Raw genomic sequence first — 21,750 nt, forward strand, 5'->3', positions numbered from 1 at the left:
AGCCGGACAAGACCCCGGTCTTTAAAAAATACACGCCTCTGGCGTGATGCCATTCAAAGGAGATACCACCATGGCAATGAAAATTCGTCTCGCTCGCGGCGGCTCGAAAAAGCGTCCTTTCTACCGCATCGTGGCGGCCGACAGCCGTATGCCCCGCGACGGCCGTTTCATCGAGAAACTGGGCACCTACAACCCGCTGCTGCCCAAAGACAGCGAAGAGCGCGTGAAAATGAACATGGAGCGCATCCAGTACTGGCTGGATCAGGGCGCCCAGCCCACCGACCGGATCGCACGTATGCTGGAAGCTGCCGGCACCCGTGACAAAGCCGAGCGCAACAACCCCAACAAGGGTACCCCGGGCAAGAAAGCCCAAGAGCGCGCCGAAGAAAAAGCGGCCAAGGCTGCTGAAGCGGCAGAAGTTGCTGCTGCACCGGCTGAAGAAGCGGCTGCAGAAGAATAAGCAGGCGGGCGCGTGCGGGATCAGACGTTCACCGACGATTTTCGCACGCAGTTTGACCTGTTGCTGCGGCTCCGGCGTGATGTGCGCCGGTTCCGCACCGACGCCATTGACGAGGCAGTGCTGACGCGCTGCCTCGACGCGTTTCGGTTGGCCCCTTCGGTGGGGCTGAGCGAACCCTGGCGCGTGATCCGCGTCGAAAGCCAGCCCGCGCGCGACGCGGCGCTGCGAAATTTTCAAACCACCAACGCGCAGGCGTTGGAAGGCTATTCTGGCGAAAAGGCGCAGCTATACAGCCGCCTGAAACTGTCGGGGATGCAAGAGGCCCCGGTGCAACTGGCCGTGTTCTGCGACGACGCCACCGACAAGGGGCAAGGTCTGGGCGCAGGCACAATGCCCGAGATGCGGCGCTATTCCGTAGTTTCAGCCATAACCCTGTTCTGGCTGGCTTTGCGGGCTGAGGGGCTGGGGCTGGGCTGGGTGTCCATTCTTGACCCTGACCAGATGGCGCGCGATCTGGATGTGCCTGATGATTGGCGGCTGATTGGTTATTTCTGCGTTGGATATCCCAAAGACGTGTCGGACACGCCCGAACTGGAGCAAGTCGGATGGGAAAACCGCAACGACAGCCTGCCTGTCGAGGTGCGCTAAGCAGATGTTCGGATTGTTACGCCTTCCCATTCTGATGATGATCGCCTTTATTGTCGGCGTGTTCTTCGAACGCTCCAACCAGCGCGAGGTGTGCGAAACACGCGGGCAATGGGAAGACGGGCTATGTGTGACGGATGGGGCAAATGAGTGATCTGATCTGCGTCGGCAGTATTGCCGGGTCGTATGGCGTGCGCGGCGAGGTGCGGCTGAAAAGCTACTGCGCCGTCCCCGAAGATATCGAAGCCTATTCGCCCCTGACCAACGAGGCGGGCGACGAGCGGTACCCTCTGGTCCTGACCCGTTCGATCAAGAATGGTTTCGCTGCCCGGTTGGGCGGCATCGAGACCAAGGAACAGGCTGATGCGCTGAAGGGTCTGCGCCTGTTTGCGCGCCGTGATCAATTGCCTTCATTGCCGGATGATGAGTTCTATCATACCGACCTGATCGGGCTTGAGGTCTATGACACCGGCGGCACCCTGCTGGGCCGGGTAAAGTCGGTGCAAAACCACGGCGCCGCTGATTTGTTGGAATTGCACGGGTCGGGGCTGAAATCCACCGTCCTGCTGCCTTTCACGCTTGAGGCCGTTCCGACCGTTGACCTTGAAAAAGGCCGTATCGTCGCCGATCCCCCTGAAGGTTTGATCTGATGCGGCGAATCCTGCTGCATTTGGGTTTACATAAAACAGGCACTACAGCTGCACAGTCTTTTCTTTTCGAAAACCGCGAACTGATCTGGCCCCACTTTGCGCTGGTGCTTCCTTACCGCACGCGCAATTCCGGTCTTTCACGGGCCGCCACCAATCATTCTGTCTATGGGCTGGCCGGGACTCTTTCAGAGTTCGAACGCCAGATATCGGCCTTTCTGGATACGCTCGATTTCGGTGAAAAGCGCGGGTTGATTGTCAGCGAAGAGAATTTCGCGGGCCTCCGTCCCAGCCGTAATCTGGAACAAGGTTACGCCGCCGCGCCCGAGCTTGCGGCCAGCCTTGTGAACGCTGTCCGGCATAGGTTTTCCGGGCAAGAGGTCGAGATTACCGTCTACCTGTCCCTTAGGCAGCGCGGAAGCTGGCTGCGCAGCCTTTGGGCGCACGATCTGCAACGTATGCGTCAAGTGCAGGATTTCGAAACATATTGCGAAAGCATGGAAACCCTCGCCCCGCTGCAAGCCACAGTGGACCGGATTAGCGAAGCGCTTCCGAATGTCACGGTTCTGTCCGAGTGGCTGGAAGATTTGCAAAAGCTGCGGTTTGGCCCGGGTGCGCCTTTTGCAGATTTTCTGGACCTGCACCAAGAAAAAGCCAACCTGCTGGCCCCGCCTGCACACTCCAACCCCAGACTGCCAGAGGACGTTCTGGCAGAATTGCTGGACCTGAATCGTTCTCGTCTGGACGAGGCCGCTCTGGTCGCGCAAAAGAAGGCCATCGTCGAACACGCGCAAAAGGCTCTGATTGGCACGATATGACTGACAAACCTTCAAAGTCCCACGGTCGCAAGGCGATCCGACCGACCCTGAAACCGCGTGAACTGCTGACCCCAACACCGGACCTGCACGGCGTGTGGAAAGCAAAGATCATCACGCTGTTCCCGTCGGCCTTTCCCGGTGTGCTGGGCGAAAGTCTGACTGGCAAAGCATTGCAAGAAGGGTTGTGGCAGCTAGAGACAATCGACCTGCGTCAGTTCGGCGTTGGCAAGCACCGCAATGTGGACGACACCCCAGCCGGAGGCGGCGCAGGAATGGTTCTGCGCGCCGATGTTTTGGGCGAGGCTATTGAACATACGATGGCGGGGGTGCGTGGGAATTGGCCGTTGATCTATCTCAGCCCGCGCGGACGCCGGATGGACCAGCGCATGATGCAGAACCTTGCGCGTTGTGACGGCATGACCCTGCTTTGCGGTCGGTTTGAGGGCGTGGATGAGCGTGTGCTTGAGCATTACGGCGTTCAGGAGGTCTCGTTGGGCGATTTTGTCATGACAGGCGGCGAAATCGCCGCTCAGGCGCTGATTGACGCAACGGTGCGTCTGATCCCCGGCGTTTTGGGCAACCAAGCCTCAGCCGAGGAGGAAAGCTTTTCTTCCGGGCTGTTGGAACACCCGCAATATACCCGCCCCGCCGAATGGAAGGGGCGTCCGATCCCCGATATCCTGATGTCCGGTCACCACGGTCGCATCGCTGAATGGCGGCACGACATGTCCGAGCAGATCACCCGCGAACGCCGGCCCGACCTGTGGGACGCCTATCGCAAGTCGCGCGACTAACCTGCTTTCCACCGCGTCCAGATATCGGGCGGGCCATTGAACGTATTGATATCCACCGGCCCATCTACGCCGGGAACCAGCCCGGTTCCGGTGTACTGCCAAAACCGCCAGACCGCTTTGGGATAAACGGTGCGCGGATGCCCCGCGACAGACCGCAGCCAGAATTCGGTCTTTGGCAGGCGGCCGATTTCTGTATCGCCATAGAAATCCACGGTCGTATAGACGATCGGACGGCGCCCATAGTGACGTTCCAAAATATCAAGGAACCGCTGTGCCTCGGCCCGAACGGTTGCGCCATCGGGGCGCAAAGTGCAGGTCTTGGAATGCGGCGTCCACTCCATGTCCAGCACATGCGGCAGGTCTGATCCTCGGGGCACGTTCTGGATGAACCAGCGTGCCTGCTCATGGGCGGGGCGGCAGAAATAGTAATAGTGATACGCGCCCCATGGCACCCCAGCCGCGCGCGCGCCGACGCGATGCGCTTCAAACATTGGGTCTGCGACGTCTCCGCCCTCGGTGGCCTTGATGAATACGAAACTGACACCTGACGCCTTGGCACGCCGCCAGTCGATTGGCCCCTGCCACCTCGACACGTCCAGCCCGTGCACCGGGTATTGACCGGGATGCCGCCCCTCCCAGTCATGGGGGTCGGCATCGCCAAAGGATGGGAAGACCACCGAAGGCGACGTTGTATCCAGAAAGGCTTTGGCCTCGACCTGCTGCGGCGGAGGGCTGTTGCGACCGCAAGACAGGGTCGCAAAGGCAATGAATGCCAGCATCAGAGCTGTGCGCATGATCTGTTCCTGTATAAATTTCTGCTCGTATAATTGCCTTCCAGAATGCCTGATCGACCCCGTAAGGCAACGGTGTTGTTTTCGGGCGGCGAAAACTCACCAACCGGCCCTGTAAAATATGACGATTTGGGCTTGATCCCTGCGTTCAAAGCCCTTAAACGACCGCAATCCGGTGCCGCATTTGCGCGACTCCGGTGTTTTGGTTTGGTCCATGTCGTGACGCCCGGCTTTCTTCGGCCCCGGCTCGGCGGAACAAACCGCACCAAGGAACATTCGATCTGACCTCTGGCGGGCTGTACGCAGGACCCGGTGAAGACCAAGAGCTCTCAGCCCGTGCCCAAACTTCGTGGACCAACCACGAGCAGATAGGAGTGAATGCGATGGACCTGATCGCACAGCTTGAGGCGGAACAGATTGCCGCCCTGGGGAAAGACATCCCCGATTTCAAAGCCGGTGACACCATCCGTGTCGGCTTTAAAGTGACCGAAGGGTCGCGTACCCGAGTGCAGAACTACGAAGGTGTCTGCATCGCGCGCAAAGGTGGCAGCGGCATCGCCGGTTCGTTCACCGTCCGCAAAATTTCGTTCGGCGAAGGCGTGGAGCGTGTGTTCCCGCTGCATTCGACCAACATCGACAGCATCACCGTTGTCCGCCGCGGCCGCGTCCGTCGCGCCAAACTGTACTATCTGCGCACCCGTCGCGGTAAATCCGCACGTATCGCTGAGGTCACCAACTACAAGCCCAAGGCTGGCGCCGAGGCGTAAGGAGCGGAAAGATGAAAAAAGACATCCATCCCGACTACCACATCATCGACGTCAAGCTGACCGATGGCACCGTGGTTCAGATGAAATCCACCTGGGGCGCCGAAGGCGACCAGTTGGCCTTGGAAATCGACCCCTCCGTGCACCCCGCATGGACCGGTGGCGGCGCGCGCCTGATGGACGCCGGCGGCCGCGTGTCGAAGTTCAAGAAGAAATACGAAGGTCTGGGCTTCTAAGCCTAACCCGGTTCAAATGCAAAAGGCCGTCCCTTCGGGCGGCCTTTTTCTTTTTCCGACACAGCAAGGGTCTTTGGACGCTGCTATCTGCACAAAGAACCATAGTGTCAGCGCAGGCCGCGAAGAAACCCGAGGAGGCATCCAGAGCCTACTTACTGCGCCTTACGCGTTAACTCGGCCGCGCTGTGCAATGGCGGAACCGGCCCACGCAGCAGCAGCAGCGCCAGCACCATTCCAATCAGTGCAGCAATGGCCGTGATCATCATCGCGCTGTCAAAGGCGTTGTCCTGCAAATCCCTCAAGGCTTTGGCCAATGCCGTTCCACTTTGCGGATCCATCCCGGCGATCAACTGCTGAATCTGGTTGGGCGTACCGTGCGTCAGCGCATGGGCCAGATCTTCGCGCTGCGTCGAGCCCGCGGGCAAGGCGTTAATCACCTCAGACAGGCCGCGACGGGTGGTGATCGCTTCGGCAAGTCCGCACACGACCGCCCCCAGAGTTGCCCCAAAATAGAGACATGCGTTTATCACGCCCGACCCCTGCCCCACATGCTCTTCCGGCAGCAGTCGCAGGCCGAGGCGCGGCAAAAGCGAGAAACAGATGCCCAGCCCGATCCCAACGACCATTAGCTTCCACCAGATTTCGCCATACTGCGTGTTATTCGTTGTGGCCATCAGCAACAGGAACCCGCACGCCATCGCCCCCAATCCGATGACAACGGGCCACCGGAAGCTGTAGGGGGCCAGAAACCGCGGTGCCGTGACCGAAATCACGAACATGCTAAGGCTGAGCGGCATGATCGCAAGCCCAGCGCCCACGGAGGAATACCCAAAGGCGTCCGGCGACTGTACGAAAGTGTTAAAATAGACAAAGAACCCAAACAGCGTGAAGCCGGTGAAAAACATCCCTGCCGCGGCCATGAAATAGCGCGGATGGCGAAAATACCTCAGCTCGATCAGCGGATCATCACTGCGGCGCGCTGCGAGAACAATACCCACAGTTGCCAGCGCTGCAACGGCCAGCGGCACCAGCGTCATGGGCGTGCCCCAACCGTTGCTTTCCCCGTTGCTGAGCGCAAAAGACAACGGCCCCAGAAGCAGCAGGATTGCAATGGCCCCCAGAAAATCGAACCGCGCCCCGGCCAGACGCGTATCCGGGACATATTTTTGCTTGCTGACGTTCAAACCGATGACAAACGCGATCACCAAAAGGATCAGATCGGTTGCAAACACGGCGCGCCAACTGACGTAATGGGCAAAGGCACCACCAACAATTGGACCAACGCCAATTGCCAAGCCTACGATGGCGCCCCAGGCTCCGGTCATGCTGGCGCGTTGTTCCTCGGGCGTCGCCGCAGTCAACAACGACAGAGAAGTGCCAAACAACGCCGCAGCGCCCGCCCCTTGTGCGCCGCGCCCAAGCAAAAGCATCGTGCCATCTTGGGCGAAAAGAACAAGAGAGGACCCAACCGCGAAGACGACCATGCCAAAGAAGAACACGCCCATCTTGCCCGTGATATCCCCCAACCGACTGACGATAGTCACCAAGGTGGCGCTGGCGACGGTGTAAGTCGCCATAACCCATTGCAGGCCCGACGGGGTCAGGTCGAACTCTGCCTTGAGGTTGGGCAGGATGGTCGCGACTGCCGTGGTGTTGAACCCAACAACCATCATGCAGATCGCGGTCATAGCCAGAACAACCCGTGCGCCATTGGGATGTGAATTCGTCTGTGACATCGCTCCGCCCTCAAACCCACCTGACGTCTTTGGGACGCCACATCAACACCTTAGCAGGTTTCTGCCCAGCGCACAGCCTCAGATCCAATAGGACAGGGCCAACGGCAAAACGACGATCGTTGCCAGTGTGGATACCAGAATAAATCCGGCCACGTCCGGGCCGTATTCCGGCATGTGCTGATCAATAAACAGGTAGGTCGCCACCGATGACGGCATCAGACAGCAAAGGATAACCGCCCCGCGCTCTGCCCCGGTAAAGCCGAATGCCCAGACCAAAGCGGTTGCTATCACAGTCGCCATAATCAGGTGCAACACGGTCAGGATCACAGCGCGGCCGAGGCGGTGCACCTGAAGGCTTGCCAGCGTGTGACCAAGTGTCAAAAGCATCAGCGGGATGGAAAGACCGCCAAGAATATCAAACGACTTGGCCACAGGTTGCGGCAGGCTGTACCCCGTCGCCATCAGCGCCAGTGAAACAATAACCGCGTAGATGATCGGGGACGTGGCCAGTTTCTTCGGGGAAAATTCACCTGCCGGAATCCACATACCCACGGTGAAGATGCTGACCAGGACGACCACCACAAATCCCATCGTATAGGCCATCCCAGCGTCGCCCAGCGCCAAAAGCGTAATCGGCAGACCGATATTGCCGACATTGCCGTGCATCAAGGGCGTCAGAAACGCGCGAACCGGCAGGCGCATGGCCCTGAGCGCCACAAACCCCAATGCGCCAAAGCCTGCAATCGCCAGCGCCGCCGCAGCCATCACGTCCAAGAACGTGGCCACTGCGATCTTTGTCGTCGAAAGGTGCGAGATGATCAGCGTCGGATACCCAACCCGAGACACAATCCCACCGATGACCTTGTTGTCGAACGGGGCTTTGAACAACGCCAGGCTGTACCCGATCCCGGCGCAGATCAGCACGGGAAGGACCACGTTCAGCACATTCAGAAACAGATGGTCCACTGCAAGCCCCTGATCCAAATTCGTAATTTTGACAGTGAAACAGGTGGCAATGTTTGGCAAGCGCGCGACCAAATCCACCCTGAGATTTCAGCAACAGCGAATTTTATTGCGCGTTCACAGTGTTTCGGGTTCTTCCCTTCCCCGTTTCCACAACATATAGTGGTTTTCAACAACGTGTGGTCAAACACGGCGGGATGTGGGAATACAGGCATGGCACATATCATCGTAGTGGGGAACGAAAAGGGCGGCGCAGGCAAGTCGACCGTTTCGATGCACGTCGCCACAGCACTGGCACGGTTGGGCCATAAGGTCAGCACGCTAGACCTTGATCTTCGGCAGCGCAGCCTGGGGCGCTATTTCGAAAATCGCTCTAATTTCCTTAAAAATTCGGACCTGACCCTGCCGACACCGCGTCACCACGACCTGCCCGAGATCGACGCGACCAAATTGAAGCCGGGCGAGAACATCTATGACCACCGCCTGTCTGCTGCAGTTGCTGAATTGGAAAGCGACAGCGATTTCATCCTGATTGACTGCCCCGGCTCGCATACACGTCTTAGCCAAGTGGCGCATTCGCTGGCCGATACGCTGATCACGCCGCTGAATGACAGCTTCATCGACTTTGACCTGCTGGCGCGGATTGATTCAAAGGGCGAGAAAATCCTCGGCCCGTCGGTCTATTCCGAGATGGTCTGGAACGCACGTCAGTTGCGCGCGCAGGCGGGTTTGAAACCGATCGACTGGGTTGTTGTGCGCAACCGTGTGGGCACGCAGCGCATGGTCAACAAGGAAAAGATGCAACGCGCGATCGAGATGCTATCGCAGCGCATTGGCTTCCGCGTCGCCTCGGGCTTTTCCGAACGCGTGATTTTCCGCGAGTTGTTCCCACGTGGCCTGACCTTGCTGGACCTCAAGGATATTGGGGTCAAGCAGCTCAACATCTCGAACATCGCCGCGCGTCAGGAACTGCGTGACATGATGAAAGAGCTGAACCTGCCGGGCGTCGAGATCGACTTTTAACCGTTGTACACGGTAAACAGCTCTTTCGGTTCCGCCACGCCGCGCAGCATGTAACGACCGACCGAGATCAAATCCTGACTGCAGGGCATAGCCGCTTGCGCCACATCGTCTGAAATCAGAATGCGCTGACCCAGCGACCGGTGCATACTTGCGATCCTTGCCGTCTGATTTACCGCAGGCCCGATCACAGTGAAATCAAGGCGGCTTTCCGACCCGATGTTGCCGTACAAAATCTCACCCGCGTGAAGGGCCAGCGTGAAATTGGCAACCGGAAGGCCAGCGGCGCTGCGCTCTTCGTTCAGCGTCCTGATGCGTTCCTGCAGCATAGGCACGGCCTTCAAGGCCGCACGGGCGTCTTCGTCAATTTCGCCCACGTCGAACATGGCCATCAGCCCGTCGCCCATAAACTTCAGGATGTTTCCGTCATTGTCATGCACCACTCCGACGGCCACAGCCAGGTAGTCATTCAGCATGTCGATAATTTCGCTGCCCGGCAATTCTTCGGACAGGCTGGTGAACCCCTCCAGATCAAAGTTCCAGATCACGGCATCAATCTGCTGCAAAGACCCTCGCCGTATTTCGCCCGAAAGAACACGACGACCGGCTTCGCGCCCCAGATAGACACGCATCAGGTCCTTTGATACCCGCGCATTCGACGCCGATTTCAAGGCCAACCCCAAATGGGGCAACGCGGTATTTATCAACTCCAGATCGCCGTCACGGAACCCTTCTGGTGCGTTGGACGTCCAGGACAGCAACACCCCATCCACAGGCTTCTTGGCGTCCCGCGGCGCGTTATGGGTCGGGACATCAAACGTCACCCCACGCGCGTAATATTCGGTCGCCCCACTCTCTCTGAGATCATTGATCAGGGGAAACCGGCTGGGTTCGTTCTGATCCACCATGCGTTCATGCACAACCTCGACATCTTCGTTGAGAATGGCAAAAAGCGGGCTTTGCTGCCAATCCTCGCTGACATCTTCCGAGTACTCGAACTTTTGATAATCCCCGCCGCGCCCCTGGTACCAGCTATAGCCTGTACCGCCATAAACCGGGTGCAACGCGGATTGCGCCGCGTGAAACCGCATCAGCGGCACTCCCATATCGACAAGGCGCGTACAGTACCCGTCCAGAAGCTCTTCCTTTTCGGCACCAGCTAGGCCGCGCGATACCAGCCAATTGATAAGATCGTTCGTTTTCGCCGCGTTGGGGTCCGGGGCTGTCATGTCTAAATCCTGCGTCCACTCAGGGTTTCATCTGGGGTCATCGCGAACAGATTACCAGTCCTCACATCATATCCGCCAGTCGCTGCAGCATTTGGCGCAACAGGGTAACCTCGTCCGCACTGAACATCCCCGCCAGCTTTGCGTCGTATCGCTGGGCAATATCGCATAATTCGCGATAAACCGTTTGCCCGGCGGCTGTCAGCGTCAGTATTTCAACCCTGCGATCTGTGTCGCTTCGTTTGCGTACCAGATATCTGCGCTGTTCAAGCTTGCTGACCGCACGACTGATCTTAGTCTTGTGGATCCGCGCGCGCTCACCAATCTCTTTCGCGGTCATCTCGCCGTAGTTGCCCAGATGGAACAATACGCGCCACTCGGTGCGCAACATCCCATACCTGTCCTTATAGGCGCGCTGAAACTCCAACGAACTTTCCTCGGCCGCCCGGTTCAGCAGATAGGGCAGGAAAACCCGCAGATCAAATTCATCTTTTTTGTCGGAATCCGCGCTAGTCATGCTTGTTAGTTACAAAATCAACTATTATCGGACAAGTAGCAAATGGAGGAACACGGGATGAATCGTCCGACTGATCCGCACAGCCTGACACAAGCCAGCAGCCCGGTAGGGACGCACGAAGGCTATATGCCCGGCTTTGGCAACGACTTCGAAACCGAGGCCCTGCCCGGCGCTTTGCCCCAAGGGATGAACAGCCCGCAGCGCTGCAATTACGGATTGTATGGTGAGCAACTCAGCGGCACCGCCTTTACAGCCAACCCGCCCGAGCGGACGTGGTGCTATCGTATCCGGCCTTCGGTAAAACATTCGCATCGCTACGAAAAGATCGACCTGCCCTATTGGAAATCTGCACCTTCTGTTGATCCGGATGTGATCAGTCTGGGCCAGTACCGCTGGGACGCGGTGGCCCATTCGGACGAAGGGCTGACATGGCTGACTGGGATGCGCACCATGACCACGGCTGGCGACGTGAACACGCAGGTGGGCATGGCCAGCCATATCTATCTGGTCACCGAATCCATGGTGGATGACTACTTCTTCTCAGCCGATTCCGAGCTGCTGGTTGTGCCGCAGGAAGGCCGCCTGCGCTTTGCGACCGAATTGGGGATCATCGACCTCGAGCCGAAAGAGATCGCCATCATCCCGCGCGGTCTGGTGTACCGGGTGGAGGTTCTGGAAGGTCCCGCGCGCGGGTTTGTCTGCGAAAACTACGGACAAAAGTTCGAATTGCCCGGCCGCGGTCCAATCGGGGCCAATTGCATGGCCAATCCGCGCGACTTCAAAGCCCCTGTCGCTGCGTTTGAGGACCGTGAGGTTCCCTCGACCGTCACTGTCAAATGGTGTGGTCAGTTCCATACGACGAAGATCGGTCAAAGCCCGCTGGACGTGGTGGCATGGCACGGCAATTACGCGCCCTATAAATACGACCTACGCACGTATTGCCCGGTCGGAGCGATCCTGTTCGATCACCCCGATCCGTCAATATTTACCGTGCTGACAGCCCCATCAGGTCAGCCGGGTACGGCCAATATCGACTTTGTCCTATTCCGAGAACGCTGGATGGTGGCCGAAGACACGTTCCGTCCGCCGTGGTACCATAAGAACATCATGTCCGAGCTGATGGGCAACATCTACGGCCAGTACGACGCCAAACCTCAGGGCTTTGTTCCCGGTGGAATGAGCCTGCACAACATGATGCTGCCGCACGGCCCCGACCGCGAGGCGTTCGACAACGCGTCAAACTCCAACCTTGGGCCGGACAAGCTGGACAACACCATGTCCTTCATGTTCGAAACCCGGTTCCCTCAGCATTTGACCCGATTTGCAGCAAGTGAAGCCCCGCTGCAGGATGACTACATTGACTGCTGGACCTCTCTTGAGAAAAAGTTTGACGGTACGCCGGGGAAAAAGTGATGAGCTTCGATATCTGGATCACCTATATCGCAACAGTGCTGCTGTTGATGAGTACACCGGGCCCCAGCCAGTTGCTGATGCTGTCGAATTCGGCGGCCAACGGGTTGAAGCGCGGCCTATTCACAGCGGCAGGCGATCTGACGGCGAACCTGCTGCAGATGCTGGCGGCTGGACTGAGCCTTGCCGCAATCATCGCAGCGTCGGGCACAGCGCTGGCGGTGATCAAATGGCTGGGCGTTGCTTATCTGGTTTATCTTGGACTTCGCATGATTGTGAAAACCGGAGGGAAGCAGACCCAATCGGCGCGACCTGCCAGTCGCAAAGCGCTCTGGACGCAGGGCTTTGTCACCTCGGCCGCGAACCCCAAGGCCGTGGTTTTTTTCGCGGCGCTATTTCCCCTGTTCATCGACGGGGCGCTTCCGTTCTGGCCACAATTCGCAATCCTCTCGGCCACATACCTGACACTCGATGGGCTATTCCTGACCGCATATGGCGGCAGCGCCAGTTGGCTGGCCACGCGCCTGAAAGGGTCCGCCCGGCTGTGGTTGGATCGGGCCGGTGGCAGCTTCATGATATTGGCGGCCCTTCTGCTGGGCCTGAAATCCCTGCGAGATGCTTAAAAAATCAGAAAACAAGGATCACAGATGCCTTTAAAGACATCCTGGGTGGCTTCGGCCAATGACGCCCACCACCCATTTCCGCTGAACAACCTGCCTTATGGCGTATTCTCGACCGAAGGCGATGAACCGCGCTGCGGCGTGGCGATCGGTGACATGATCTTTGATGTCACCGCCGCCGAAGCCGAAGGTTTGATTCAGTTGGCGGACGAACCGCTGTTCGACCTGCCCTTCTGGAACCCGCTGATGGAACAAGGCCCAGCGGTCTGGGCCGCGCTGCGGGACCGGCTGACAGACCTTCTGGCCGAGGGCAGCGAGACACGGTCCGACATTGAACACATGCTGGTCGCCCAAAGCGACGCCGAGATGCACATGCCTGTCGCGGTCAGCGAATACACCGATTTTTACGCCGGACGGCATCACGCGCAGAATGTCGGCACCATGTTCCGTGGCCCCGATAACGCCCTGCCGCCGAACTGGTTGCACATTCCGATTGGCTATAACGGTCGCGCGTCTTCGGTGGTGGTTTCCGGCACCGATATTCGCCGCCCGTGGGGTCAGTTGAAATCGCCCGACCACGACCGCCCGGCCTTTTTGCCCAGCCGTCGTTTCGACATCGAACTGGAAATGGGCGCGCTCGTGGGCACGCCTTCGGATGGGCCGATCACGGTGCAAGAAGCCGACAATAATATCTTTGGCTATGTCCTGCTGAACGACTGGTCCGCGCGTGACATTCAGGCGTGGGAATATCAGCCGCTTGGTCCCTTTCAAGCCAAGGCCACAGCGACATCCATCAGCCCCTGGATTGTCACCAAGGCGGCACTGGAACCGTTCCGATGCGACACGCCTGCGCGCGAATTCGAGTTGCTGGATCACCTGAAAGACTGCGGCCCGATGCTGTATGACATTGATCTGTCGGTAACAATGGCACCCGAAGGGAAGCCCGCCACAACAATCGCCAGAACGAATTACAAAGAGATGTACTATTCCTCGGCGCAGCAACTGGCCCATCACTCGACCTCGGGCTGCCCGATGAACACAGGCGATCTGCTGGGGTCCGGCACAATATCGGGGCCAACAAAGCCCGAGCGCGGCTCGCTTCTGGAACTGAGCTGGGGCGGGAAAGAACCGCTTACTCTGGACACGGGCGAATCCCGTACCTTTATCGAAGACGGCGATACCCTGACCCTGACCGGTGAGGCGAAGGGCGAAGGCTACACAATCGGGTTTGGTGACTGCGTGGGCACGGTCCTGCCTGCCCTGCAAGACCCTTACGGGCGCTAACCCATGACGGCGAACCCCACGTATGTCGGATACATCGCGATGAGCCTGGACGGATTCATCGCTGATCCCGACGGCAGTGTTGATTGGCTGAACCCGTTCAACGAAGCCCTGGCCTCGGACGGGGGCGACGGGGGCTACGGAGAATTCATATCGTCCATCGACGCGCTGATCATGGGTCACGCGACTTATGATCAGGTTCTTGGATGGGGCTGGCCATATGGCGAACGGCCCGCCTATGTGTTGACCCGGCAGACCAAGATCAAAGGCGCACACATCGCCGCTGCGGGCAGCATAGAGTCCCTGAAAACTGCCATTTTGGAAGCCGGGCATAAGAAGGTCTGGATTCTTGGCGGTGGCAAAACACAGCGGGCAGCGATTGACGCCGGTATGTTCGACACGCTTCGTGTTTTTATCATGCCAACCCTGCTTGGTCAGGGACTGCCCTGTTTTGCCCCCGGAAAACAGCACGATCTGACGCTGCTGGACGTCACAAAACAGCCGGGCGGCATTCTGCAAATCGACTACAAATTAAAAGGTTGAACGATGGCAAAAGCTTTCGCGTCCCAAGGGGACATGTCTGAAAAGAACATCTCGTTTACTGAGGTAGGCGAAGGCCTATACGCCTTCACCGCCGAAGGGGATCCGAATTCTGGTGTCATCATCGGCGACGACAGCGTGATGATTGTCGAGGCACAGGCAACGCCGCGTCTGGCAAACAAGGTCATCGAATGCGTGCGTTCGGTTACGGACAAACCCATTACCCATGTCGCGCTGACCCACTATCACGCTGTCAGGGTGCTGGGTGCCAGCGCCTTTGGTGCGCAACAGATCATTATGTCCGACATGGCCCGAGCCATGGTCGTGGAACGCGGGCAGGAAGACTGGGACAGCGAATTCCAACGCTTCCCTCGGCTGTTCGAAGGACACGAAAGCATCCCCGGCCTGACATGGCCCACCTCCACCTTCAGCGACACGATGACCGTCTATCTAGGCAACCGCCGGGTTGATCTGATGCATCTGGGCCGCGCGCACACGGCAGGCGATATCGTGATCCACGTGCCCGATCAGAACGTTATGTTCACCGGTGACATCGTCGAATATCACTCGGCCTGCTACTGCGGTGATGGTCATTTCAGCGATTGGGGCGACACGCTGGACGAAATCAAGTGGTTCGATGTCGATGCAATTGCACCGGGACGCGGGGACGCGTTGGTGGGCAAAAGCATGGTGAATGCCGCGATTGAAAACACACGCGACTTTGTGGAAAGCACCTATCGTCCGGCGGCCAGGGTTGCCGCGCGTGGCGGTTCATTGAAAGAAGCTTGGGATGCCGTTCGCGCCGAATGCGATCCCAAATTCTCGGACTACGCAATCTACGAACATTGCCTGCCATTCAACGTCGCCCGCGCCTATGACGAAGCGCGCGGCATCGACACTCCGCGCATCTGGACCGCGCAGCGCGATCTTGAAATGTGGGAGGCATTGCAGGGCTAGGGACATACCGTCGCATTTGATCCAGATCGTTTTGCGCCGGAAAAATCAGTGAAATCATCGTGTATGACCTCCGGCATGGCAATGCCCAGGGACCAGAGTTTTGCGCCAATCGCGCTAAAGCATCGGGGGAGAACCCATGAACAAGATTTTCGAAACGCCGCTTTACGCCTATGACCGCAGCCCCGATCAGGATGCATCTACCCCGGTGCGCCACAAGGTAATCGTCATCGGGGCCGGACCCATCGGGCTTGCCGCGGCAATCGACCTTGCGCAACAAGGGGTTGAGGTCGTGGTGCTGGACGAAAACGACAAGGTCAGTTTTGGCAGTCGGGCCATCTGTTTCTCGCAGCGCACGCTGGACATTGCCGATCGCTTGGGCGGCGGCAAACCCATGGTTGATACCGGCGTCCAGTGGGACGCGGGCAAAGTGTTCTTTGACAATCGCAAGGTCTACGAGTTCAACCTTCAACCTGAGAAAGGCTATGGAAACCCTGCCTTCATCAACCTTCAGCAATATCATCTGGAGCGCATACTGGTCGATCGCATCCGAGATCTTCATGCTGAGGGTGCGCCCGTGGAAATACGTGGCCGCAACAAGGTCGAGGCCATCGGCACCCATGACGACCACGTCAAGCTTGAGGTTGAAACGCCGGAAGGTCCCTACAATGTCGAAGCCGACTGGCTGATCGCCTGTGACGGTGCGCACTCTCCGACCCGCCGGATGCTGGGGCTGGACTTTGACGGGCGTGTGTTCGAGGACAATTTCCTGATCGCCGATGTGGTGATGGAGGCCGATTTTCCGACCGAACGCTGGTTCTGGTTCGACCCACCCTTCAACCGCGGCCAATCCGCATTGCTGCACAAACAGCCAGACAATGTCTGGCGTATTGACCTGCAACTGGGTTGGGACATCGACAAAGAGCGTGAGAAACGGCCGGAAAACGTTATCCCGCGCCTCAAACAAATGCTGGGTGAAGATGTTGAGTTCGATCTGGAATGGGTTTCGATCTACACCTTCCAATGCCGCCGGATGGAGCGTTTCCGCTATGGTCGCGTCCTCTTTGCCGGGGACAGCGCCCATCAGGTCAGCCCGTTTGGTGCGCGTGGTGCCAATTCCGGCATTCAGGACACGGACAACCTGTGCTGGAAACTGAAGCTGGTGATTGACGGGCAGGCACCCGAATTGCTGCTGGACAGCTACAGCCGCGAACGCGTGCAGGCAGCGGATGAGAATATCAGCATGTCCACGCGCTCAACCGATTTCATCACGCCCAAGTCCGAGATGTCGCGCCTGTTGCGAGATGCGGTTCTGGACCTCAGCGAACACTATGACTTTGCCCGCCCGCTGGTAAATTCCGGACGTCTGAGCACCCCTTGCACCTACACCGGGTCTTCCCTGAACTCGGCCGATGCCCTGAACGGGCCTGACATCACACGACCCGGCTCGGCCTGTCCCGACGCACCGCTGGGCGATGCGTTCCTGCTGCCCAAGCTTGCGGGCAAGTTCACCCTGCTGACGATTGATGCCGACGCACCGGACAGCCTGGAAGAAGACGGCGTCGTGGCCACGCGGCTTGCGTTGTCTGTAAAGGATGATCCGACACTGGATTTGAAACGCCGATATCTGGGTGACGCGACCAGCGGCGTCTACTTGATCCGTCCGGACCAGCATGTCGCGGCGCGGCGCGACAACTTCGAAGAAAACGCTTTCCGCCAGGCAATCCGCCGGGCAACCGGTAAGGAGTAAGCGAAATGACCGATTTGATCCTCACCCCCAATCTGGACAGTGCCGATGATTTCTATGCGAGTCTGTTGACGGCCCATGAAGAGTTAGACAGGGCCGAAAGTGACGCCCTGAACGCGCGGCTGGTTTTGGTACTGGCCAATCATATCGGGGATGCCCAAGTGTTGTCCCAAGCGTTGAAAGCCGCCAGACTGCAAGGCAACTGACCCGGACAGGAGGTCCGAATGAGCGCGGTTCTGTATGATTATTGGCGGTCTTCAGCCAGCTACCGGGTGCGGATCGCGTTAAATCTGGCCGGGATCGCCTATCAGCCGGTTTCCGTTGATCTGGTCGCAGGTGATCACAAATCCGGCGATCATCTGGCGCGCAATCCACAGGGTCTGGTGCCGGTCCTCGAGATTGACGGCCTACGGCTAACACAATCACTGGCAATAATTGACTATCTGGATCAGACGCGCGGCATGGGCCTGCTGCCAGCGGAACCCGCCGCCCGCGCTCGGGCACTTGCGCTGGCGCATTCCATCGCCATCGACTTGCACCCGGTCTGCAACCTTTCGGTCGCGCGCCATGCAACAGAACTGAGCGGAAATGCCGAAGGGATGCCGGGCGATTGGATGCGCCATTTCATCCGCCCCGGCCTGTTGGCGTTCGAGGCGCTTTTGGGCGGATTCGAACAGGTCCCTTATTGCACCGGGCCGCAACCAGGCCTGGCCGATCTGTGCCTGATGCCGCAGATATATAACGCGCGTCGCTGGGGCGTTGATCTGACCGACCTGCCCCGCATTCTGAGCGTCGAGGCCGCCTGCGCGGTACACCCCGCCTTTGCAGATGCCAACCCCGACCGGCATGTACCCGCCTGATCTGCTGCACAGGGTCTGTGTGCACATGGCCATAGGCATCCGGGCGGCGCAGACCTACCTTCACCATACCTAATGATGGAGGCCCCCATGCCCGAGATCACCGGCTATCACGCCCATGTCTATTTCAACGCCGACACGCAAGAGACCGCCCAGCAGCTCTGTAAAGACGCCGCGCGCCTGTACCCAGTTGAGATGGGTCGAATGCACACCAAGAACGTCGGTCCCCATCCGCGCTGGAGTTGCCAGTTGGCCTTCGCCGCAGACGCCTTTGATCAGGTCATCCCCTGGCTGATGCTGAACCGGCAGGGGCTTACCATCTTCACCCACCCCGAAACCGGGCAACATCTTGAGGATCATCGAGACCGCGCCATCTGGATGGGCGAGATGCTTGCGCTGGACCTTTCAATCTTTGACAGGATGGGGAGTTAGTCCAGTTCCCGTGCCTGATCCCGCAGTTTGAACTTCTGAATCTTTCCGGTTGATGTCTTAGGCAATGGGCCAAACACCACAGTCTTGGGCGCCTTGAAATGCGCCATGTTATCCCGGCAGAAGGCTATGATCTCGGCGTCTGTCGCCTGCGCATCCGGCTTTAGCTCGACAAAGGCGCAGGGCGTCTCGCCCCATTTCTCATCCGGGCGGGCAACGACTGCGGCCTCCATCACGGCCGGGTGCTTATAAAGGATATCTTCCACCTCGACCGACGAGATATTCTCGCCGCCCGAGATGATAATGTCCTTTGACCGATCCTTTAGCGCGACATAGCCGTCCGGGTGCATGACCCCCAGATCGCCAGAGGCGAACCAACCGCCTTTGAACGCCTTGTCCGTGGCATCCGGGTTCTTGAGATACCCTTTCATCACCACATTACCCTGCATGAAAATCTCGCCCATCGTCTTACCATCGGCGGGCACCGGTTCCAGCGTTTCTGGATCGGCCACCATCAAACCCGACAAAGCGGTATAGCGAACCCCCTGCCGGACCTTCAGCGCGGCGCGCTCATCGGCGGATTTGTCATTCCATTCGTCCTTCCATGCACAGACAACCGATGGGCCGTAGGTTTCGGTCAGACCGTATACATGAGTGACCTCGATCCCCATCCCCTCCATATTCGCGATCACGGCGGCTGGTGGCGGGGCACCTGCGGTCATCACCTTAATCTGGTGATCGAAATCCTTGAGGTGATCTGGCGCATTGGCCAGCATGTTCAGAACAATCGGCGCGCCACAGAAATGCGTGACCTTCTCATCCCGAAAGGCCGCATAGATAGGCTCATCCCGCACGGCGCGCAGGCAGACCGACACCCCGGCATTAGCCGCCATCGCCCATGGGAAACACCAGCCATTGCAGTGGAACATCGGCAAGGTCCACAGATAGACCGAGTGTTTGGGCATATCCCAGTCCAACAGGTCCGACTGCGCATTCAGCGCGGCACCTCGATGATGATACACAACGCCCTTGGGATTGCCGGTCGTGCCCGAGGTATAGTTCAGCGTAATCGCGTCCCACTCGTCATCCGGCAAAGACCAAGAATGGTCTGGATCGCCCTCGGACAGAAGCGCTTCGTAGGTCAGGGACCCCAGCTTTTCCCCGCCATCAAAACTGGCATCTTCAATATCTATGACCAGCAGATCGTGATCGACCTGCTTCAATGCCTCTTTCACCGCGCCCGAAAACTCAGGGTCGACAAGCAGTATCTTGGATTCAGCGTGGTTGAGGATGAAGGCAATGATCGGCGCATCCAGCCGTGTGTTGATCGCGTTCAACACCGCACCGGTCATCGGGACACCAAAATGGGCCTCGTACATCTCAGGGATATTGGCGGCGATGATCGAGACCGTGTCGCCTTTGCCAATGCCACGCGCAGCAAGTCCCCCCGCCAGACGCCGACACCGGGCATATGTTTCGGCCCAGGTATATCTGCGTTCGCCATACACGACGGACGGGTAATCAGGGTAAACCTGCGCCGTCCGCTCAAGGAAACTTAGCGGTGACAGCGGCGTATGGTTCGCGCGGCATTGATCCAGATGACGTTCATAAATGTTGGCGTCAGTCATCGGTTTCCCCTCCCTTTGTCTGATCGCGCGACTTGATCACAAAGTTGCCCGGCTGACAAACCCGTAGAAATACGGCGCAGGTCTGGACTGGCAATATGCGATGATGCAATCTGGCCCTATCTACCGATGGTCTTTCGCGGTGATCTGAGCCATCTAAAACACACGGGCCGGGATTAAGCTCCGGCATCCTGCGCACCCAAGAAATTCTGAAAGGACATGTCATGGACGGCACGTTCAACGAAAACGATCTTTCCCGCGTGGTCGAGGCAGACCGCGCCCATATCTGGCATCACCTGATCCAACATAAACCCTTTGAAACCAACGACCCGCGCATCATTGTCGAAGGCAAAGGCATGCGCGTTTGGGATCAGAACGGCAAGGAACATCTGGATGCGGTCTCGGGCGGGGTCTGGACGGTCAACGTGGGCTATGGCCGCGAATCGATCTGCAAGGCTGTCTATGACCAGTTGATGAAGCTGTGCTATTTTGCAAACTCGGCCGGGTCGATTCCTGGCTCGATCTTTGCGGAAAAGCTGATCAGCAAGATGCCAGGGATGAGCCGCGTCTATTATATGAACTCGGGCTCTGAGGCGAATGAGAAAGCCTTTAAGATGGTCCGCCAGATCGCCCACAAGAAATACGGCGGCAAGAAAACCAAGATCCTGTATCGCGACCGCGATTATCACGGATCAACTCTGGCGGCGATGTCGGCAGGTGGTCAGGACGAGCGCAACGCGCAATACGGCCCCTTCGCACCCGATTTCGTGCGCGTCCCGCATTGCATGGAATACCGCAAGCATGAGCTGGACGGCGCCCCCGAAGAGAATTTCGGCGAATGGGCGGCTGATCAAATCGAAGAAGTCATCCTACGTGAAGGCCCCGACACCGTAGGCGCCCTGTGCCTTGAGCCTGTGACCGCAGGTGGCGGCGTGATTGAAGCCCCCGAGGGCTACTGGCAGCGCGTGCAGGAGATTTGCGACAAATACGACATCCTTCTGCATATTGATGAGGTCGTCTGTGGTGTCGGCCGCACCGGCACTTGGTTTGGCTATCAGCAATACGGGGTGAAGCCTGATTTCGTGACCATGGCCAAGGGTGTCGCCTCGGGCTATGCGGCGATTGCCTGCATGGTCACGACCGAGGAAATCTTTGACATGTTCAAGGACAACGCAGACGACCCGATGAACTATTTCCGCGATATCTCGACCTTTGGTGGCTGCACCGCTGGTCCGGCGGCGGCGATCGAAAACATGCGGATCATCGAGGATGAGAACCTGCTGCAGAACTGCACCGACATGGGCGCGCGCATGATGGGCAACCTGCAAGAGCTGATGGAGAAGCACAAGGTCATCGGTGACGTGCGCGGCAAGGGTCTGTTTCTTGGGGCCGAGCTGGTGTCGGACCGCTCAAGCCGTGAGCCTGTGAATGAGAAACTGGCACAGGCCGTTGTGGCGGACTGTATGGCGCAGGGCGTTATCATCGGCGTGACCAACCGTTCGGTGCCAGGCAAGAATAACACGCTGTGCTTCTCGCCCGCACTGATCGCGACAGCGGACGATATCGACCAGATCACCGACGCGGTCGACGGTGCGCTGGGGCGTGTGTTTGGTTGATCCTTACCGCGGTGAAGTAACAAAACCGGCGCTTCAATGCGCCGGTTTTCTTGT

General features: G+C 58.4%; 25 protein-coding genes. 19 read left to right on the forward strand and 6 right to left on the reverse strand.

From position 1 onward, the window contains the following. Window positions 1-70: 70 nt before the first annotated feature. The 6 genes from rpsP to trmD are packed head-to-tail and all read left to right on the forward strand — an operon-like array spanning window position 71 to window position 3,364. The gene (gene rpsP, locus GOV87_RS17595; RefSeq protein WP_171212639.1) at window positions 71-460 is read left to right on the forward strand and encodes a 30S ribosomal protein S16; all 390 of its coding nucleotides are present in this window, start codon (window positions 71-73) and stop codon (window positions 458-460) included. 12 nt (window positions 461-472) lie between these two features. Then, window positions 473-1,108, forward strand: a complete 636-nt coding sequence (bluB, locus tag GOV87_RS17600; protein ID WP_171212640.1) for a 5,6-dimethylbenzimidazole synthase — start codon at window positions 473-475, stop codon at window positions 1,106-1,108. A 4-nt stretch (window positions 1,109-1,112) separates the two neighbouring features. Next, a complete protein-coding gene (locus tag GOV87_RS17605) occupies window positions 1,113-1,259 on the forward strand; it encodes a hypothetical protein (RefSeq protein WP_171212641.1) in 147 nt (48 codons plus the stop codon). Next, entirely contained in the window at window positions 1,252-1,755 is a 504-nt protein-coding gene (rimM, locus tag GOV87_RS17610) for a ribosome maturation factor RimM (protein ID WP_171212642.1), read from the forward strand. Before GOV87_RS17605 ends, rimM begins: the two co-directional genes overlap by 8 nt. Then, a complete protein-coding gene (locus GOV87_RS17615) occupies window positions 1,755-2,570 on the forward strand; it encodes a hypothetical protein (protein ID WP_171212643.1) in 816 nt (271 codons plus the stop codon). Before rimM ends, GOV87_RS17615 begins: the two co-directional genes overlap by 1 nt. Further along, window positions 2,567-3,364, forward strand: coding sequence for a tRNA (guanosine(37)-N1)-methyltransferase TrmD (gene trmD / locus GOV87_RS17620; RefSeq protein WP_171212644.1), 798 nt, complete (start codon window positions 2,567-2,569; stop codon window positions 3,362-3,364). Before GOV87_RS17615 ends, trmD begins: the two co-directional genes overlap by 4 nt. Here trmD and GOV87_RS17625 read toward each other — a convergent pair. Continuing rightward, the gene (locus GOV87_RS17625; protein ID WP_171125359.1) at window positions 3,361-4,158 is read right to left on the reverse strand and encodes a GH25 family lysozyme; all 798 of its coding nucleotides are present in this window, start codon (window positions 4,156-4,158) and stop codon (window positions 3,361-3,363) included. The genes trmD and GOV87_RS17625 overlap by 4 nt on opposite strands. Before the next feature lie 380 nt (window positions 4,159-4,538). Here GOV87_RS17625 and rplS point away from each other — a divergent pair, with 380 nt between their 5' ends. Together rplS and rpmE are read left to right on the forward strand one after the other, a co-directional pair. Continuing rightward, complete coding sequence (rplS, locus tag GOV87_RS17630; RefSeq protein ID WP_039541573.1) at window positions 4,539-4,922, forward strand: 50S ribosomal protein L19; 384 nt, start codon at window positions 4,539-4,541, stop codon at window positions 4,920-4,922. 11 nt (window positions 4,923-4,933) lie between these two features. Next, entirely contained in the window at window positions 4,934-5,155 is a 222-nt protein-coding gene (rpmE, locus tag GOV87_RS17635; protein ID WP_170388151.1) for a 50S ribosomal protein L31, read from the forward strand. A gap of 152 nt (window positions 5,156-5,307) precedes the next feature. Here rpmE and GOV87_RS17640 read toward each other — a convergent pair whose 3' ends face one another. Next, window positions 5,308-6,891, reverse strand: coding sequence for an MFS transporter (locus GOV87_RS17640; RefSeq protein ID WP_171126893.1), 1,584 nt, complete (start codon window positions 6,889-6,891; stop codon window positions 5,308-5,310). 78 nt (window positions 6,892-6,969) lie between these two features. Continuing rightward, window positions 6,970-7,857, reverse strand: coding sequence for an AEC family transporter (locus GOV87_RS17645; RefSeq protein WP_171212645.1), 888 nt, complete (start codon window positions 7,855-7,857; stop codon window positions 6,970-6,972). 210 nt (window positions 7,858-8,067) lie between these two features. Here GOV87_RS17645 and GOV87_RS17650 point away from each other — a divergent pair, with 210 nt between their 5' ends. Beyond that, window positions 8,068-8,877 carry a division plane positioning ATPase MipZ gene (locus tag GOV87_RS17650; protein ID WP_171125364.1) on the forward strand — a complete coding sequence of 270 codons (810 nt, stop codon included), beginning with the start codon at window positions 8,068-8,070 and terminating at the stop codon, window positions 8,875-8,877. Here GOV87_RS17650 and GOV87_RS17655 read toward each other — a convergent pair. Then, window positions 8,874-10,103: an adenylate/guanylate cyclase domain-containing protein gene (locus GOV87_RS17655; protein ID WP_171212646.1), complete on the reverse strand. Its 1,230-nt coding sequence runs from the start codon at window positions 10,101-10,103 to the stop codon at window positions 8,874-8,876. The two genes, GOV87_RS17650 and GOV87_RS17655, sit on opposite strands and share 4 nt — an antisense overlap. Before the next feature lie 61 nt (window positions 10,104-10,164). Then, window positions 10,165-10,617 (reverse strand): MarR family winged helix-turn-helix transcriptional regulator, encoded by a 453-nt coding sequence (locus tag GOV87_RS17660; protein WP_171212647.1) that lies wholly within the window; start codon window positions 10,615-10,617, stop codon window positions 10,165-10,167. 57 nt (window positions 10,618-10,674) lie between these two features. On the opposite strand from GOV87_RS17660, the gene hmgA reads away from it, so the two are divergent. The 9 genes from hmgA to GOV87_RS17705 all read left to right on the forward strand — a co-directional run bounded on the left by hmgA (window position 10,675) and on the right by GOV87_RS17705 (window position 18,458). Beyond that, window positions 10,675-12,030 (forward strand): homogentisate 1,2-dioxygenase, encoded by a 1,356-nt coding sequence (gene hmgA / locus GOV87_RS17665; protein ID WP_171125370.1) that lies wholly within the window; start codon window positions 10,675-10,677, stop codon window positions 12,028-12,030. After that, window positions 12,030-12,650: a LysE family translocator gene (locus GOV87_RS17670; protein WP_171212648.1), complete on the forward strand. Its 621-nt coding sequence runs from the start codon at window positions 12,030-12,032 to the stop codon at window positions 12,648-12,650. The genes hmgA and GOV87_RS17670 overlap by 1 nt, the downstream gene beginning before the upstream one ends. Window positions 12,651-12,674: 24 nt before the next feature. Then, window positions 12,675-13,931 (forward strand): fumarylacetoacetase, encoded by a 1,257-nt coding sequence (gene fahA / locus GOV87_RS17675; protein WP_171212649.1) that lies wholly within the window; start codon window positions 12,675-12,677, stop codon window positions 13,929-13,931. A gap of 3 nt (window positions 13,932-13,934) precedes the next feature. After that, window positions 13,935-14,471, forward strand: a complete 537-nt coding sequence (locus GOV87_RS17680; protein ID WP_171212650.1) for a dihydrofolate reductase family protein — start codon at window positions 13,935-13,937, stop codon at window positions 14,469-14,471. 3 nt (window positions 14,472-14,474) lie between these two features. Next, window positions 14,475-15,425: an MBL fold metallo-hydrolase gene (locus tag GOV87_RS17685; protein ID WP_171212651.1), complete on the forward strand. Its 951-nt coding sequence runs from the start codon at window positions 14,475-14,477 to the stop codon at window positions 15,423-15,425. A 136-nt stretch (window positions 15,426-15,561) separates the two neighbouring features. Then, window positions 15,562-17,172: an FAD-dependent oxidoreductase gene (locus tag GOV87_RS17690; RefSeq protein ID WP_171212652.1), complete on the forward strand. Its 1,611-nt coding sequence runs from the start codon at window positions 15,562-15,564 to the stop codon at window positions 17,170-17,172. A 5-nt stretch (window positions 17,173-17,177) separates the two neighbouring features. Next, window positions 17,178-17,375 carry a DUF2783 domain-containing protein gene (locus tag GOV87_RS17695; protein ID WP_171125382.1) on the forward strand — a complete coding sequence of 66 codons (198 nt, stop codon included), beginning with the start codon at window positions 17,178-17,180 and terminating at the stop codon, window positions 17,373-17,375. Between the two features lie 18 nt (window positions 17,376-17,393). Next, entirely contained in the window at window positions 17,394-18,029 is a 636-nt protein-coding gene (maiA, locus tag GOV87_RS17700) for a maleylacetoacetate isomerase (RefSeq protein ID WP_171212653.1), read from the forward strand. Between the two features lie 87 nt (window positions 18,030-18,116). Further along, entirely contained in the window at window positions 18,117-18,458 is a 342-nt protein-coding gene (locus GOV87_RS17705; RefSeq protein ID WP_171212654.1) for a DOPA 4,5-dioxygenase family protein, read from the forward strand. Here the strand turns inward: GOV87_RS17705 and GOV87_RS17710 are convergent. After that, complete coding sequence (locus GOV87_RS17710; protein WP_171212655.1) at window positions 18,455-20,083, reverse strand: acyl-CoA synthetase; 1,629 nt, start codon at window positions 20,081-20,083, stop codon at window positions 18,455-18,457. The two genes, GOV87_RS17705 and GOV87_RS17710, sit on opposite strands and share 4 nt — an antisense overlap. A 221-nt stretch (window positions 20,084-20,304) precedes the next feature. On the opposite strand from GOV87_RS17710, the gene GOV87_RS17715 reads away from it, so the two are divergent. Continuing rightward, entirely contained in the window at window positions 20,305-21,696 is a 1,392-nt protein-coding gene (locus GOV87_RS17715; RefSeq protein ID WP_171212656.1) for an aspartate aminotransferase family protein, read from the forward strand. Window positions 21,697-21,750 lie beyond the last annotated feature (54 nt).

Source organism: Ruegeria sp. HKCCA5426 (genome assembly GCF_013034585.1).
GTDB lineage: Bacteria > Pseudomonadota > Alphaproteobacteria > Rhodobacterales > Rhodobacteraceae > Ruegeria.

Bases quoted from the DNA above. Each gene is read 5' to 3' on its own strand.
- rpsP (WP_171212639.1), top strand. From the start codon at position 71: ATGGCAATGAAAATTCGTCTCGCTCGCGGCGGCTCGAAAAAGCGTCCT.
- GOV87_RS17695 (WP_171125382.1), top strand. From the start codon at position 17,178: ATGACCGATTTGATCCTCACCCCCAATCTGGACAGTGCCGATGATTTC.
- rimM (WP_171212642.1), top strand. From the start codon at position 1,252: ATGAGTGATCTGATCTGCGTCGGCAGTATTGCCGGGTCGTATGGCGTG.
- GOV87_RS17615 (WP_171212643.1), top strand. From the start codon at position 1,755: ATGCGGCGAATCCTGCTGCATTTGGGTTTACATAAAACAGGCACTACA.
- GOV87_RS17705 (WP_171212654.1), top strand. From the start codon at position 18,117: ATGCCCGAGATCACCGGCTATCACGCCCATGTCTATTTCAACGCCGAC.
- rplS (WP_039541573.1), top strand. From the start codon at position 4,539: ATGGACCTGATCGCACAGCTTGAGGCGGAACAGATTGCCGCCCTGGGG.
- GOV87_RS17690 (WP_171212652.1), top strand. From the start codon at position 15,562: ATGAACAAGATTTTCGAAACGCCGCTTTACGCCTATGACCGCAGCCCC.
- GOV87_RS17625 (WP_171125359.1), bottom strand. From the start codon at position 4,158: ATGCGCACAGCTCTGATGCTGGCATTCATTGCCTTTGCGACCCTGTCT.
- trmD (WP_171212644.1), top strand. From the start codon at position 2,567: ATGACTGACAAACCTTCAAAGTCCCACGGTCGCAAGGCGATCCGACCG.
- fahA (WP_171212649.1), top strand. From the start codon at position 12,675: ATGCCTTTAAAGACATCCTGGGTGGCTTCGGCCAATGACGCCCACCAC.
- GOV87_RS17670 (WP_171212648.1), top strand. From the start codon at position 12,030: ATGAGCTTCGATATCTGGATCACCTATATCGCAACAGTGCTGCTGTTG.
- GOV87_RS17650 (WP_171125364.1), top strand. From the start codon at position 8,068: ATGGCACATATCATCGTAGTGGGGAACGAAAAGGGCGGCGCAGGCAAG.
- hmgA (WP_171125370.1), top strand. From the start codon at position 10,675: ATGAATCGTCCGACTGATCCGCACAGCCTGACACAAGCCAGCAGCCCG.
- GOV87_RS17680 (WP_171212650.1), top strand. From the start codon at position 13,935: ATGACGGCGAACCCCACGTATGTCGGATACATCGCGATGAGCCTGGAC.
- GOV87_RS17685 (WP_171212651.1), top strand. From the start codon at position 14,475: ATGGCAAAAGCTTTCGCGTCCCAAGGGGACATGTCTGAAAAGAACATC.
- rpmE (WP_170388151.1), top strand. From the start codon at position 4,934: ATGAAAAAAGACATCCATCCCGACTACCACATCATCGACGTCAAGCTG.
- GOV87_RS17715 (WP_171212656.1), top strand. From the start codon at position 20,305: ATGGACGGCACGTTCAACGAAAACGATCTTTCCCGCGTGGTCGAGGCA.
- GOV87_RS17710 (WP_171212655.1), bottom strand. From the start codon at position 20,083: ATGACTGACGCCAACATTTATGAACGTCATCTGGATCAATGCCGCGCG.
- GOV87_RS17660 (WP_171212647.1), bottom strand. From the start codon at position 10,617: ATGACTAGCGCGGATTCCGACAAAAAAGATGAATTTGATCTGCGGGTT.
- GOV87_RS17655 (WP_171212646.1), bottom strand. From the start codon at position 10,103: ATGACAGCCCCGGACCCCAACGCGGCGAAAACGAACGATCTTATCAAT.
- GOV87_RS17605 (WP_171212641.1), top strand. From the start codon at position 1,113: ATGTTCGGATTGTTACGCCTTCCCATTCTGATGATGATCGCCTTTATT.
- maiA (WP_171212653.1), top strand. From the start codon at position 17,394: ATGAGCGCGGTTCTGTATGATTATTGGCGGTCTTCAGCCAGCTACCGG.
- GOV87_RS17640 (WP_171126893.1), bottom strand. From the start codon at position 6,891: ATGTCACAGACGAATTCACATCCCAATGGCGCACGGGTTGTTCTGGCT.